Raw genomic sequence first — 14,085 nt, forward strand, 5'->3', positions numbered from 1 at the left:
CCTTAGCGGTACGGACAGGCGACCCGAAAGACGCCTACCCTAGGGTAGCCACCCAAAGGCTATAGGATCATGGTTTTCTCGGCACAGCCGGAAGTGTGGGAACTGTTGTCCACTTCCCGCTCGATGCGGTGGCTGTGTTCCCGCCGGACCCAGGAGTGGTTCCCGCCGAACCCAGGAGCGGCCGGACGGGCATGGGCTGATACTAGTTGATGGTAGTCGTGAATGCCGGAATCGTTACGATCGGCCAGCGCGCGCGGCTGCTGTCTGGTGATCCAGGCGGTGCCCCGGCCGGGACTCGTGCGGACACCCGTCACGGCACGGCCGCGGGAAAGGATCAATGTCCGCGGGAAAGGATCAATGTCCGCGCGGCCGCGGGCCCCTGCCGCTTCGTAGGCTGACGCCGTGAACACCGCAGCCTCGCAGCCCGCCGGACGTCCGACCGGTACCGATCCGGGGTTTCGCCCCGTCCATGACCGGGTTCTGGTCGTGGACTTCGGTGCCCAGTACGCTCAGCTCATCGCCAGGCGGGTACGCGAGTGCCATGTGTATTCGGAGATCGTGCCGTGGGATCTTCCGGTCGAGGAGATCATCGCTCGGCGTCCCGCCGCGATTATCCTTTCGGGCGGGCCGAAGTCGGTGTACTCACCGGGCGCGCTGGCGGTGGATCCGGCGCTGTTCGGTGCCGGTATCCCGGTCCTGGGCATCTGCTACGGCCATCAGGTGATGGCGCACGCGCTGGCCGGGACGGTCGCGCGCACGGGTGTCGCGGAGTACGGAGCTACCCCGCTCGCGGTCATGGCGGCGGGCGTCCTGTTCGCGGATCTGCCCGTCGCCCAGCAGGTGTGGATGTCTCACGGCGACTCGGTGACGGCACCACCACCTGGCTTCGTGGTCACCGCGGCGACCCGGTCAACCCCGGTCGCGGCCTTCGAGAACACCGAACGCCGGCTGTTCGGCGTCCAGTTTCATCCCGAGGTCGCGCACACCGACTGGGGGTTGGACATCCTGCGGCACTTCCTGTTCGCCGGTGCCGGGTGCCGGCCGGACTGGACCACGCTCAACATCGCGGATGAGGCGGTGGCGGCGGTGCGTGCTCAGGTCGGTGGCGGCCGGGTCATCTGCGGGCTGTCCGGTGGGGTGGATTCGGCGGTGGCGGCGGCCGTCGTGCACAGAGCCGTGGGTGATCAGTTGACGTGCGTATTCGTCGATCATGGATTGTTGCGCGCTGGCGAGGCCGAACAGGTCGAGAAGGACTTCGTTGCCTCGACCGGCGTTGAGCTGCTCCAGGTGAAGGCGGCCGACCGGTTTGCCGCCGCGCTTGCCGGTGTCACCGATCCCGAGCGCAAACGTAAGATCATCGGCCGGGAATTCATCCGGGTCTTCGAGGCCGCGGCCCGCGAGCTCGAGACACGGGCCGAGAGCGAGGGAACCCAGATTGAGTTCCTCGTACAGGGGACGCTGTATCCCGACGTCATCGAGTCCGGCTCAGCGACTGCGGCGAAGATCAAGTCGCACCACAATGTGGGTGGTCTTCCCGACGATCTGCGTTTCAACCTGGTGGAGCCGTTGCGCACGCTGTTCAAGGACGAGGTGCGCAGGCTCGGCGAGGAGCTCGGGCTGCCCGAGGAGATTGTCTGGAGGCAGCCCTTCCCAGGGCCTGGCCTTGCTGTCCGGATCATCGGTGAGGTCACTGTTGAGCGTCTTGAGGCCTTGCGGGCCGCGGATGCGATTGTGCGCGCGGAGATCCGTCGTGCCGGGTTGGACCGGGAGATCTGGCAGGTGTTCGCGGTGCTGTTGGCCGGCGTCCGCTCGGTCGGGGTGCAGGGGGACGAGCGCACGTACGGGCACCCGGTTGTCCTGCGTGCGGTCACCAGCGAGGACGCGATGACTGCCGATTGGGCTCGGCTGCCCTATGAGCTGCTTGAACGCATCTCCAATCGGGTGGTCAACGAGGTCGCCCAGGTGAATCGGGTGGTCTACGACATCACCTCGAAACCCCCTGGCACCATCGAGTGGGAGTAGCCCCGGGTGGTGTGGGAGCGGCCCGGGTGGCGATGTGGCCGGTTCAGGCCGCGGGTGTGCGCAGCGACTCGGCCACCAGCGCCCGTACGCGGCCAGCGGTCGCCTGGTCGATGTTCCCGCCGGACAGGACCACCGCGGTCGGGCCCTGCGCGCAGCCCGGATGGCGCAGCAGCGCCGCGGCCCCGGCGGCACCAGCCGGTTCGACCGTCTGGCCATCGGCCTGGGCCAACATCACCATCGCTTCCCAGAACGCCTCCTCATCAACCGTGACCATGTCATCCACCAGGTCCGCGGCGAGAGCCAGCGGCAGATTGCCCGGACTTCGCACGGCCATGCCGTCCGCGATCGTCGTGGCCGGTACCCACAGCCGGTGCCCGCGGCGCCAGGAGCGGACGAAAGCGGGCGCGCCCGCTGCCTGGACACCGATTACCCGCACATCGGCGCGGCGCTGTCTGAGCGCTGTCGCGATACCCGCGATCAGCCCGCCGCCGCCAACGCCGACCAGCACGGTACGCAGCCCCGGTATCTGCTCGATCAGCTCGAGCCCGATCGTGCCCTGACCAGCGATCACTATCGGGTCGTCGAAGGGGTGTACGAGCAGCCCACCGAGGTCGTGCGCGGCGGACTCGGCGGCAAGCAGGGCGGCGTCGACGTCGCCTGACACGAGTTCGACATGAGCACCGAATCGCCTGGTTCGAGCGATTTTTGTAGGATTTGCCCCGGCTGGAACGAAGATCGTCGCTGGGACGCCGAAGCGGGCCGCCGCGTAGGCCACGCCCTGGGCGTGGTTACCAGCGCTGGCGGCGACCACGCCACGCGCACGCACCTCGGGGTCCGCGAGGGCGATCCGGGTGAAGGCGCCGCGCAGCTTGAACGAGGCGGTGCGCTGTTCGTTCTCGCATTTGAACCACACCGGCACGCCGGTCAGGCGGGACAGGTGCGCGCTGCGCACGACCCGGGTGCGCTGGGCCACTCCGGTGAGCACAGCCGCGGCCCGGTCGACGTCGATGCCAGCGACGTCGATGTCGGTGGTGTTGATGTCGGTGGTGTTGATGTCGGTGGTGTTGATGTCGGCATCGGGGACCTCCGCGGCTGGCGGGTCGGCACGGCGGCCGCTTGGGGGCGGGCCGGGTCTTGACGGAGTCTCGGCAGCGGCGCCATCACTGCTGGTCGGCGCCTGGGTGGCGGCTGGTCGGCTCATCGCTGCTCTCCCGATGGCTCGGCGACCAGCTTGCTGCATGGCCGCGGCAACAAAAAAGCCCCCCGCCGGCATGGCAGGAGGGCAAGGCGCACGGACCCGGAGCGCTGGCTCGTCAGGCGGGTTCGCGCGCCCAAGAAATAATCATAAGATGCTGCGCCACCCGCTCAGGATGCTCGCTCGTGCCGATGGTCGTCAAACCGGATGCCCGAGATCCTCCTGACTGTGCCGGCGGGCCGCCCGCTCGGCCAGCTGATCGATCCCGGTATGGCCCGCGTGATCGGAGTGGTCCGCGTGATCGGAGTGGCCCGGATGCCGATCCGGCGCTACGCCCTGTCGTGAGGCCTACCGGTGCCTCGTAGGGTGTCGAGTGTGCATCGCTGCCAGAACTGTCGGACGTCGAACATATGATCGATTTGCTATGAGTACTCTTTCCGGCGGTCCGTACGCCGACTTCGATGATGCCGGTGCTGACGCTGGTGTCGACCCGGGCGAGCAGGTTGGTCGTCCCGCTCCGCGACTCGGTCCCGATGTCCTGCTGGGGGGGCTGAACCCGCAGCAGCGGGCCGCGGTCGTCCATGCCGGTTCGCCACTGCTCGTGGTCGCGGGCGCGGGATCGGGCAAGACGCGGGTCCTCGCGAACCGGATCGCCTATCTGTTGGCCGTGCGCGGGGCCCGCGCTGGCGAGATCCTCGCGATCACGTTCACCAACAAGGCCGCGAACGAGATGAAGGAGCGGGTCACCGCGCTGGTCGGCGCCCGGACGCGGGCGATGTGGGTCAGCACCTTCCATTCCGCCTGCGTGCGTATCCTGCGGTCGGAAGCGGTGCGACTTGGGTTCACCAGCAGTTTCTCAATCTACGATGCGGCCGACGCGCAGCGGCTGCTGGCGTTGGTCGCTCGCGATCTGGACCTTGATCCCAAGCGCTACCCTCCCCGCGCGCTCGCTGTCGGGATCAGCAATCTCAAGAACGAGCTGATCGACTGGGAGACCGCCCGCGACCGGGCGGCGAATCATGTCGAACGGGCCACCGCCGAGGCTTACGGCATTTATCAGCGCCGGCTCGCGGAAGCGAACGCGTTCGATTTTGACGATTTGATCATGGCTGTCGTGAACCTGCTGCAGGCATTCCCGGAGGTCGCCGAGCATTACCGGCGCCGGTTCCGGCACATTCTCATCGACGAGTACCAGGATACCAATCACGCTCAGTACGTGCTCGTACGGGAGCTGGTCGGGCGCGTATCCCCGCTGACCGTGGACGGCGAGCCGGTCCGCCCAGGCGTGGGGGGCCATGGTGTGGAACCGGCCGAGCTTTGTGTGGTCGGTGATGCCGATCAGTCGATTTATGCCTTCCGGGGCGCGAACATCCGCAACATCGTTGAGTTCGAACAGGACTATCCTGACTCGACCGTGGTTCTGCTGGAACAGAACTACCGTTCCACGCAGACGATCCTGCTGGCGGCCAACGCGGTGATCGCCCGTAACGGGCAGCGTAAGCCCAAACGGCTGTGGTCGGACGCGGGCGACGGCGAGAAGATTGTCGGTTATGTCTCCGACAGTGAGCACGATGAGGCCGCGTTTGTCGCCGCCGAGGTCGATCGGCTCACCGACGCCGGCACAGCCAGGCCGGGTGACGTCGCTGTCTTCTACCGGACCAATGCCCAGAGCCGTGTCTTCGAGGAACTGTTCATGCGGGTCGGGCTGCCCTACCGGGTGGTCGGCGGAGTGCGTTTCTACGATCGGCGTGAGGTCCGGGATCTCCTCGCCTATCTGCGGGTGCTGGCCAATCCGGCGGATACGGTGAGTCTGCGGCGTATTCTCAACGTGCCCAAGCGGGGCATCGGCGAGCGTGCCGAGACGATGCTCGCAGTCTTTGCCGAAAAAGAGCGGATTCCGTTCGCTGACGCTCTGCGCCAGGCGGGGGAGATCCCGGGCCTGCCTACCCGTTCCGCGACCGCGGTCCGTGGTTTCGTGGACCTTCTCGCCGAGCTGCGGGCGGTCGGGGAAGCCGGTCCGGTAACGGCGCTGGAGGCGGCCCTGGAACGAACCGGATACCTCGCCGAACTGACCGCGCAGGAAAATATCGAGGCCGCCGGACGAGTGGAGAACCTGCAGGAACTCGTCAGCGTGGCCCGGGAGTTCACCGAACGCTTTCCGCAGGGTTCACTGGCGGACTTTCTGGCACAGGTCTCCCTGGTGGCCGATGCCGACCAGATACCCGACCCCGCTGACGGCGGAGCCGGGGTCGTCACGTTGATGACCCTGCACAGTGCAAAGGGGCTGGAGTTCCCGGTTGTTTTCCTGACCGGGCTGGAGGACGGCATGTTCCCGCATATCCGCACGCTCGGCAGCCCGACCGAGCTTGAGGAGGAACGTCGCCTCGCCTATGTCGGCATCACCCGCGCTCGGGCCCGGCTCTACCTGACCCGGGCGCATGTCCGCAATGCCTGGGGTCAGCCGGCGTACAACCCGCCGTCGCGTTTCCTCAATGAGGTGCCGACAGAGCTGATTACCTGGCAGGAGAGCACTCGACCACCGTCGCCCGTGTCCGCGCCGCGGGTGTCGGGGTGGGGCTCGGCGTCCGCTGGGCCGTCGCCCGCGAGGGCCGGCGGACTACCCGGCCGCCGGCCCTCGCCGGTCCCACGTCCCATTCCCGATCTGACCACGGGCGACCGGGTCAACCACGACACGTTTGGGCTGGGCCAGGTTGTCGCCATGGCGGGATCCGGTGACAATCTGGAAGCGAGTATTGATTTTGGGGATGGAACGGGAACCAAACGGTTGCTCCTGCGTTTCGCACCCGTTGAAAAACTCTGACCGGCTGTGGCGCTGGCGTCGTGTAACGCAGGCGGCTTTTAGAGCGTGTGTGAGATCGGGCTTTCGATCAGTGAGCCGCGTCCAGGCGCCCCCCGGCAAGGCGGCAGGCCGAAGCGACACCGGATGAGTTGTCTCGGTGCGGCCGACAACGCAGCCAGGGGACGCCTGGGCGCGGCGAGCCGGAATGACGATCTCAAACACGCTCTTAGCGGCTCCGGCAATAGGACTGGCCGGCTCGCGCCCTATTATCGGAGCGCTCTTAGCGCCTGTAGAGAGCCGTCAGGCACGTATTAGTAGGTCACGCCGTGTTCGGCGAGCCAGGCCAGCGGGTCGATCTTCATCCCGTCCTGGCCGTTGAGCCGGACCTCGAAGTGCAGGTGCGGGCCGGTCGAATAACCGGTTGAGCCTTCCAGGCCGATCTGCTGGCCGGTGGCGACCACCTGGCCGACCCGGACATCGATGCGTGACAGGTGGCCGTAGCAGGTGACAATTTTGTTTTCGTGCATGATTTGTACGAAGTTGCCGTAGCCGGACTCCCATCCCGCATAGATGATTGTGCCGCCGTGGGCGGCGGCGATCCGGGTGCCCAGCGCGGCTCCAAGGTCAATTCCGGGGTGGCCGTTGGCACCGCCAAACCGCTGGGTGAGACGGGCCTCGATAGGCCGCACCCAGCGCAGCGCGTCATCCTGATCGCGTGCGGTCCGCTCGGCCGCATTCCGTCGTTGCACGAGGAGGATGGACAGCTGGGCCAGCGCCTCATCGCGGTCAGCCCGGTCAGCCTGGACCCGGAGCCGCATAGCCGCGCCGTCGTTGTCGAGCTGTGCGACCAGGGCCGGGTCACTCAGGCCATCGGTCGCGCTCTCGGCCTGGCCGGAGGCCGAAGCCGCCCCGACGGTCCCAAGTCGGGTGAGAGATGGCGGTTCGGAGTGTGCGATGCCGGTTGTGTTGACCATGGCGATGCCAAGCGTCGACACAACAGCCGAGGCAACTCCGGTGCGACGCAGTTGGGCCAGGGACACCGTTCGCCGGCCGCGACCGAACGGTATCCCGCGTCTCGCGGGCGCACCGTGCTCACGGTGTCGCGCGGAGCTGCGGGCAGGGGGCTGCGACAACCCGGACTCACGCTCCTGTTGGTCGACAAGGCTCCAGCCACGGCACCGTGCGGCAGGAGGGGGGATCCCGTAAACCGATGAAGACGCTACACCGGCCAAATCATGACTTTGTCGCCACCCCACGCCAAGGGGGCGTAGTGACGGTGAGCGTAACATAGGTCGCTTTTCGCAGCCGCGGGTCCAAGGTGATCGGATCATGTTGGACGGATCCCGGTGCCGGGGGCGGCCGCCAGGATCGGGAACAGGGGCTGGAACAGGCTCCTACCGAGCTTCGGACCGCGCTCCCGCCTTCGGCCGCTGTTCCTCCGGTCGTTCCCTGCCGGCGCTGGGACGTTCCGCGTCACCATCGAGGTGGGCCAGCACGTTCGCAATCTGGTGGACAACGTCAAGATTGAACGGCAGCGAATGATGACCGACACCAGGCAGCCGAACATTGCGGACGCTGAGGTCCGGGTGGTGAAGAAGCGCTGATTCGGTCGGGCGGATCACCGTGTCCAGATCGCCGGAAAACGCCAGGAAGCGCGTCCGGCAGGCTGGTGCGGGCTCGGCCAGTTCCCGGATTACGTCCGAATCTGGGCGTAACTGGCGCAGCAGGGTGTAGGGCACCATTGGCGGGAGCATCCGGGCGAGGCGGGTACCTTCGTGCGGAGTTCCCAGGGTCACCAGTGTGTGGACGCGTTCGTCGCCGCCCAGTTTCTGGACGTAGTAGCGTGCGACAAGGCCGCCGAGCGAATGGGCGACGATGTGTATGCGCCCGTGCCCGGTCTGCTCGCACGTGGTTTCGACCATCTTGGCAAGCCTGCTGGCCGCTGTGGGTATGTCCGAGGTGAACAAGGGCAGGTTCACCGTGGCGACGTGTTCAAAACCGCGCCGGCGCAGTGACCGGTGCAGCCGGGTGAAGATGGACCTGTTGTCGATCAGGCCGTGCACCAGCAGGATCGGCGTGCCCGCGGCTTCTATGTCGCCGATGAGCAGGCCGCGCCTCAGCGGTGACAGCCCCTCGAGGGTGTAGCGCTGGACGGGCTCACGCAGTTTCTCCGAGACGACCCCGACCGGATAAAAGGCGACATGGGTCGCCACCCAGGTGGCTTCCAGGACCATCCCGCGGACCGTCGCGGGCACGTCGAGCAGCCCGCGTGTCACTTTTGCGCCGTGGCGAGCAGTGGTCGCACCGAAGGATCTGGCGATTTTGCCCACCACCGTGTCGCTCCGGCCTAGTTGACGTTTGTCGATTACCCCTTCTCCCGTCCGTGCGTGGATAGCCGTCGGAAGAACCGGCCAACCGGAGCAGTGCGATGATCGAGGGCCGTTGGATCGCGAACCGAGCTGTCGGCTACTCTCGTGGTGACTCTTCGTGTTGCTAGAGGTTCCGCGGATCATCGTCACGCCCACTGTGACCGAGAGTACAAACGGACCTGATAGCTGTCGACTGTTTCTCCGCTGGTCAGCCCGGCCGGCCCGGTCAGCCCGGTCAGCAACGGCGTGCTTCTCCGGACGTGCGCCGCTAGCCTGCTCGGGGTCTCCGGTCGCGGGAGAGGACGATGATCGCGTGGCTGCTGGCCTACTGGATTCCGCGAGCCCGCGACCGCGGCTGAGGAGCTGTGACCGTGCGGCCGGGGGCTGGGCGGCCCACCGAGAGATGCTGTTTCCCAGCACCCTGTTACGGAAGTCGATGTCACGGATCGCAAGGAGGCGGCGTGAGCGGAAACGGTGAGCGGATCCGGGTTGTGGTTGCCAAGCCGGGTCTCGACGGTCATGATCGCGGTGCCAAGGTGATCGCGCGTGCGTTGCGGGACGCGGGCATGGAGGTCGTCTACACCGGCTTGCATCAGACACCCGAGCAGATCGTCGAGACCGCCATCCAGGAGGATGCCGACTGCATCGGTCTCTCGGTGCTCTCAGGCGCGCACATGACCCTGTTCGCGCGCCTGATGGAGCTGCTGCGGGAGCGTGGCGCCGACGACATCGTGGTGACCGGCGGCGGTATTATCCCAGCTGCCGATATCCCCGAGCTGAAGGCGCTCGGGGTGGCCGAGATATTCACTCCGGGTGCGACGACCAGCGAGATCGTCGACTGGATCCGTTCGCGGGTAGCTACGGTGCACGCGCTCTGACTGGTTGGATCATTTTGGATCACGTGCGGATTGGCTCTTGACCGAGTTGTCGGTTTGTTTTAGATCTTCCCTGTACGTACCAGGCGGGCCTGGTCGGTCAGGCGGGCGCCGGTTCTGGCTGAGCTAGCGGGGCAGGGCGGCCTCCCGCTCGGGCCTGTGATTTTTGACCTGACCCGATCAGGCGCTCCCGGTGGCCCGTTCACCCTGGTAGTGGGGATGCAGCTGGACATCGCCGGAGCCGCGCGCGGTGCTGGCTCGGGCGGCGGTCCCGCGGCTGTCGGGATCACGCCAGCCTCGTTGACCCTCTTGCCGGGCGCTCTTAGGATCTTCGTGATGAGGGTCGCCTGCTCGGTGTGATCGCGGTGTCGGCTGCCACAAAGTAGGGCGCCCGGTGGCGGGTACGGGTGATGATGGTGCTGTCCCGGACATGCGTGACCGTCTGTCGCGACAGCCAGCGCGGCTACCGCGACGGGCAACTCAGTAGGCTCGGGATGCTTCTCATCTTCGTGAACTTTCAAACGTTCGATCCTGACCACCGATCTCGTATCCGACTGGACGGACTGTGGATCTTTTCGAATATCAGGCGAAGAAGCTGTTCGCCGATCACGGCGTTCCCGTGCCTTCCGGCAAGGTCGCCACGACCCCCGGCGAGGCGCACGCCATCGCCACCGATCTCGGCGGCCGCGTTGTCGTCAAAGCGCAGGTCAAGACCGGCGGCCGGGGCAAGGCCGGCGGAGTAAAGGTCGCCGACGGTCCGGCTGACGCCACCGCCAAAGCCACCGCCATCCTGGGGATGGATATCAAGGGCCATACCGTCCACTCGGTACTGGTGGAACAGGCGAGTGACATCGCCGAGGAGTACTACGCCTCCTTCTTGCTCGATCGGGCAAACCGGACATTCCTTGCCATGTGCTCCCGCGAAGGTGGGATGGAGATCGAGGAGGTCGCGGCGACCAAGCCCGAAGCCCTCGCCCGCATCCCGATAGATCCGCTGACCGGGGTTGACGCGACCGTTGCCCGCCAGATCGCGGTTGCCGCGAAGCTGCCCGCGGCCGCTCTCGACGGCGCCACCGAACTCCTGGTGAAGCTATGGGATGTCTTCGTCAAGTCCGACGCCACGTTGGTGGAGGTCAATCCGCTGATCCTGACCGCCGATGGCCGTGTGGTGGCCCTGGACGGCAAGGTCAGCCTGGATGAGAACGCCTCCTTCCGCCACCCGGACCACGCGGGCTTCGTCGATGTCGCGGCGGTGGACCCCCTTGAGCGGCGGGCCAAGGAGAAGGACCTCAACTACGTCAAGCTGTCCGGACAGGTCGGGATCATCGGTAACGGTGCCGGCCTGGTCATGTCCACGCTGGACGTCGTCACCTACGCTGGTGAGGAGTTCGGCGGCCAGCGGCCGGCGAACTTCCTCGACATCGGCGGTGGCGCATCCGCGCAGGTGATGGCGGACGGCCTGTCGATCATTCTTTCCGACCCCGCGGTCAAGAGTGTTTTTGTGAACATCTTTGGTGGTATCACCGCCTGCGACGCGGTCGCGAACGGTATCGTGCAGGCCCTCAAGATCGTCGGCGACGTCGCCACGCCGCTGGTCGTGAGGCTGGACGGCAACAACGCGGACGAGGGCCGGCGCATCCTCACCGAGGCGAACCTCGATGCGGTCAGGTCGGTGGACACCATGGACGGTGCGGCGAAGCTCGCCGCCCAGCTCGCCGCGGCCGCGGCCTGAGCGGACGGGAAGAGGCTTCCGACAATGGCAATCTGGCTGGACGAGACGTCCAAGATCCTGGTTCAGGGCATCACCGGTTCCGAGGGACGCAAGCACACCGCCCGGATGCTGCGCGCGGGGTCATCGATCGTCGGCGGTACCAACCCCAAGAAGGCGGGCAGCGAGGTCGAGGGTGTCCCGGTCTTCGCGACCGTGGCCGAGACGATTGAGAAGACCGGCGCGAACGTCTCCGTGGTCTACGTCCCACCAGCGGGGACGAAGGCCGCCGTGATCGAGGCCATCGACGCGGGCATGCCGCTCGTCGTGGTCATCACCGAAGGCGTCCCGGTGCATGACACCACTGACTTCTGGGCGTACGCGCAGGCCAAGGGCAACACGACGCGGATCATTGGCCCGAACTGCCCGGGCATCATCAGCCCCGGCAGGTCGAATGCCGGCATCATTCCGGCGGACATCACCCCGCCCGGCCGTATCGGTCTGGTCAGCAAGAGCGGTACGTTGACCTACCAGATGATGTACGAGCTGCGGGACTTCGGCTTCTCCACCGCGGTCGGTATCGGGGGTGACCCCGTCATCGGCACGACTCACATCGACGCTCTCAACGCGTTCCAGGCCGATGACGGCACCGACGCGATTGTGATGATCGGTGAGATCGGCGGTGACGCCGAGGAGCGTGCCGCCGCGTACATCGAGGCGCACATCACCAAGCCGGTCATCGGCTACGTCGCGGGCTTCACCGCGCCGGAGGGCAAGACGATGGGCCATGCGGGGGCGATCGTCTCCGGATCGTCAGGCACGGCGCAGGCCAAGAAAGAAGCTCTTGAGAAGGCGGGTGTACGGGTGGGCAAGACTCCTTCGGAGACCGCCCGTCTCATGGCTGACGTCATGCGTTCGTTCTGAAATCTTGAAGCATCTCGTAACCGGGTGTGTCCTCGCTGTTTCGGTGGCGGTTCACACCCGGTTACGGTGCTCCACGTCGTGTCAGGTCCATCGGGGGAAATTCTCAGTATCGGACCTGAATCACGGATGGGATCATGACGTCTCGGGACACAGCGGCTACCGTGGCAGGGTGGCTCCGTCAGGCCACCGTTGATCGTATGAAGTGAGGTCATTCCGTGCCACGTCTCGCCGGTCGTGACGTATCCAATAATGATCTCGGCGTTCTCGTCGCCGGTGCCGTCTTGCTCATCGTCTCGTTATTCAACTGGTTTTCGTTCGGCAGGCTCGCGGAGAACGCGTGGGGAGTGGGCTTTTTCGCCTATAGCGGCGTGGAGCTGGGGCTGCTCGCGACCGGGCTGGTGGCGCTGCGTGCCTTCGCCCGTGTCCAGCTGCCGGCAGTGGGTGCGGACTGGATTCTGGTCATTGCCGGGACGGCGGCGCTCGGCACAATTATGATCTTTCTTAAAGTGCTGTTGGGGTTTGGGAACAGCCACCGTGCCGCTGGGCTGTGGCTGGGGCTCATCGCGTCCGCCGCGATCACGGCCTTCGCGGTTCTCAGCGTGTTGGCGAGCGGGTACACGCTGCCCGGGCAGGGCGGCCGTGGCCGGGCGCGGTTCCCGCCCGCGCCAGGTACCCGATACGACTCCTCGGGCCGCCCCTTGCCGGGCGGGTATGGCGAACCAGGCACCTACGGGCAGCCTCCGCAGAGCGGCTACGGACAACCTGGTCCGCATGGCCACCCGCCTTACGGCCAGCCACCCTCCTACGGCCAGCAGTCACCCTACGGCCAGCCGCCTTACGGCCAGCAGCCACCCTACGGCCAGCCGCCCTACGGTCAGCGAGACCAGTAGACAGGCCGCTCGCGGTAGCCTTCCGGGCGGGGCGCCGGTGGTCGGTTCCGGTGGTCGAGTGGGGCTGGCCGCCCGTGCGGCGGCTGTTCAGGGCGTGCCGCTGTTCATGGGCGTGCAGCGTGCGCACGCACCTCACCGGCTTGAGGCGGGTGGGTTTTTGAGCACTTCGTCGAAGCGTTGTTGGCAGACCGCGGGGTCCTGGCTCGTGTCCCTCCGACAGTCCTGATACCGGCGCAGGTCATCGCCATGCCGCTCGTAGAAGGTCCAGGTGCCGCCGACAAGAAGCAGCGCGATGAGAGTGGAGAGCACGCCCAGCGCCAGTCCAGCTGTTGCGACACCGCCGCCCGCACCGCCCATCCGCCGCGCGCGGGAACGACCGAACATGCCAACGACCACAGCGGCGATTCCGGCCAGGCCGCCGATGCCGATCCAACAGGTCGCGACACCGAGCAGGCCCAGTGCCAGGGCCAGACCGCCAAAGTTGTTCCGGGATCCGCCCGGATGATCAACATGCGTATGCCGATACTCGGTAGGCCGCGAGTCGTCGCTGGGGGCGGCGCCCGGCCGTGGTTCCTTCGGCACTACCATGGCAGGCCCTCCCAGCTGCGGCAACGGGCATCATAACGGGTCACGGCGCCCGCGGGTATGCGTGCTCATCCGTCCCCCCACCGGTGCGGCACCCCGCCAGCGGGGGAGTTTTCGCGGCGCGAGCCGGCCAGGGCTCATAGCGTCAGGAAATGTCCGACCTGCTCGCTAATGTACGAACATCTGTTCGTCTATGGGGAGGTCGCCATGGCTGTCAGCGTCGCTGGGCTGCGGGCTGAGTCGGGGCGTCTGCGGGCACTCGGCTGGTCCTATCGGCGCATCGCCCTGGAGTGGCAGCATCGCTATCGCCTGAACGCGCGGGTCGCCTTCCGGCTCGCGCACGGCTGGACGCAGGAGGAGGCAGCCTGCCGATGGAACGCACGGTGGTCCGGGGAAGGTCTCCCGAAGACGGGAAAATCCTTCTCCTACTGGGAGGTCTGGCCCGGTCGAGGTGGGCGGGCGCCGTCGACCCAGACGCTCGTGCGGCTCGCCGAGCTGTATCTCTGCCGGCCCGGCGACCTTCTTGACGGGGAGGATTTCGGCCGTCTCGACACTGGTTGTGACGATGCTGTGGGCGAGCCGGCTCGCGAGCCCGGTTCCGCGGGCTACCGCGTTGAACGGGAGGATCCGTGTCCGGAGCCGGAGATACCGACGATGAGGGGGGCGACCGAAGCCGTCCTGTGACCGGGCGGCTGGTTGATGCGCGCGGGCCGGTAG

Annotated in this window: 12 protein-coding genes; 8 read left to right on the plus strand and 4 right to left on the minus strand. The window is 66.7% G+C overall.

Going from position 1 to position 14,085, the window contains the following annotated elements; translation table 11 throughout:
* The first annotated feature begins 402 nt into the window (after positions 1-402).
* Positions 403-2,022: a glutamine-hydrolyzing GMP synthase gene (guaA, locus tag MJ777_RS15700; protein ID WP_370651625.1), complete on the plus strand. Its 1,620-nt coding sequence runs from the start codon at positions 403-405 to the stop codon at positions 2,020-2,022.
* Between the two features lie 43 nt (positions 2,023-2,065).
* On the opposite strand, the gene MJ777_RS15705 is transcribed toward guaA, so the two are convergent.
* Positions 2,066-3,223: a threonine/serine dehydratase gene (locus tag MJ777_RS15705; RefSeq protein WP_239377000.1), complete on the minus strand. Its 1,158-nt coding sequence runs from the start codon at positions 3,221-3,223 to the stop codon at positions 2,066-2,068.
* 201 nt (positions 3,224-3,424) lie between these two features.
* On the opposite strand from MJ777_RS15705, the gene MJ777_RS15710 reads away from it, so the two are divergent.
* Complete coding sequence (locus MJ777_RS15710; RefSeq protein WP_239310866.1) at positions 3,425-3,562, plus strand: hypothetical protein; 138 nt, start codon at positions 3,425-3,427, stop codon at positions 3,560-3,562.
* A 79-nt stretch (positions 3,563-3,641) separates the two neighbouring features.
* Entirely contained in the window at positions 3,642-6,038 is a 2,397-nt protein-coding gene (pcrA, locus tag MJ777_RS15715) for a DNA helicase PcrA (protein WP_239377001.1), read from the plus strand.
* Between the two features lie 290 nt (positions 6,039-6,328).
* On the opposite strand, the gene MJ777_RS15720 is transcribed toward pcrA, so the two are convergent.
* Positions 6,329-7,057, minus strand: a complete 729-nt coding sequence (locus tag MJ777_RS15720) for a M23 family metallopeptidase (RefSeq protein WP_239377002.1) — start codon at positions 7,055-7,057, stop codon at positions 6,329-6,331.
* 354 nt (positions 7,058-7,411) lie between these two features.
* Positions 7,412-8,293: a triacylglycerol lipase gene (locus MJ777_RS15725; RefSeq protein ID WP_239377003.1), complete on the minus strand. Its 882-nt coding sequence runs from the start codon at positions 8,291-8,293 to the stop codon at positions 7,412-7,414.
* Between the two features lie 554 nt (positions 8,294-8,847).
* Between MJ777_RS15725 and MJ777_RS15730 the strand changes: the two genes are divergently transcribed.
* The 4 genes from MJ777_RS15730 to MJ777_RS15745 all read left to right on the plus strand — a co-directional run bounded on the left by MJ777_RS15730 (position 8,848) and on the right by MJ777_RS15745 (position 12,783).
* Positions 8,848-9,264, plus strand: coding sequence for a cobalamin B12-binding domain-containing protein (locus MJ777_RS15730; protein WP_239308615.1), 417 nt, complete (start codon positions 8,848-8,850; stop codon positions 9,262-9,264).
* A 562-nt stretch (positions 9,265-9,826) separates the two neighbouring features.
* Positions 9,827-10,993 (plus strand): ADP-forming succinate--CoA ligase subunit beta, encoded by a 1,167-nt coding sequence (gene sucC / locus MJ777_RS15735; RefSeq protein ID WP_239308616.1) that lies wholly within the window; start codon positions 9,827-9,829, stop codon positions 10,991-10,993.
* A gap of 24 nt (positions 10,994-11,017) precedes the next feature.
* Positions 11,018-11,893 carry a succinate--CoA ligase subunit alpha gene (gene sucD / locus MJ777_RS15740; RefSeq protein WP_239308617.1) on the plus strand — a complete coding sequence of 292 codons (876 nt, stop codon included), beginning with the start codon at positions 11,018-11,020 and terminating at the stop codon, positions 11,891-11,893.
* 215 nt (positions 11,894-12,108) lie between these two features.
* Positions 12,109-12,783: a hypothetical protein gene (locus MJ777_RS15745; RefSeq protein WP_239377004.1), complete on the plus strand. Its 675-nt coding sequence runs from the start codon at positions 12,109-12,111 to the stop codon at positions 12,781-12,783.
* A gap of 132 nt (positions 12,784-12,915) precedes the next feature.
* Here the strand turns inward: MJ777_RS15745 and MJ777_RS15750 are convergent, their stop codons facing one another.
* Positions 12,916-13,371 (minus strand): hypothetical protein, encoded by a 456-nt coding sequence (locus tag MJ777_RS15750; RefSeq protein ID WP_239308619.1) that lies wholly within the window; start codon positions 13,369-13,371, stop codon positions 12,916-12,918.
* 204 nt (positions 13,372-13,575) lie between these two features.
* Here MJ777_RS15750 and MJ777_RS15755 point away from each other — a divergent pair, with 204 nt between their 5' ends.
* Positions 13,576-14,052 (plus strand): helix-turn-helix domain-containing protein, encoded by a 477-nt coding sequence (locus MJ777_RS15755; RefSeq protein ID WP_239308620.1) that lies wholly within the window; start codon positions 13,576-13,578, stop codon positions 14,050-14,052.
* The last annotated feature ends 33 nt before the right edge of the window (positions 14,053-14,085 follow it).

This window comes from Protofrankia sp. Cj5 (assembly GCF_917627405.1).
Taxonomy (GTDB): Bacteria; Actinomycetota; Actinomycetes; order Frankiales; family Frankiaceae; genus Protofrankia.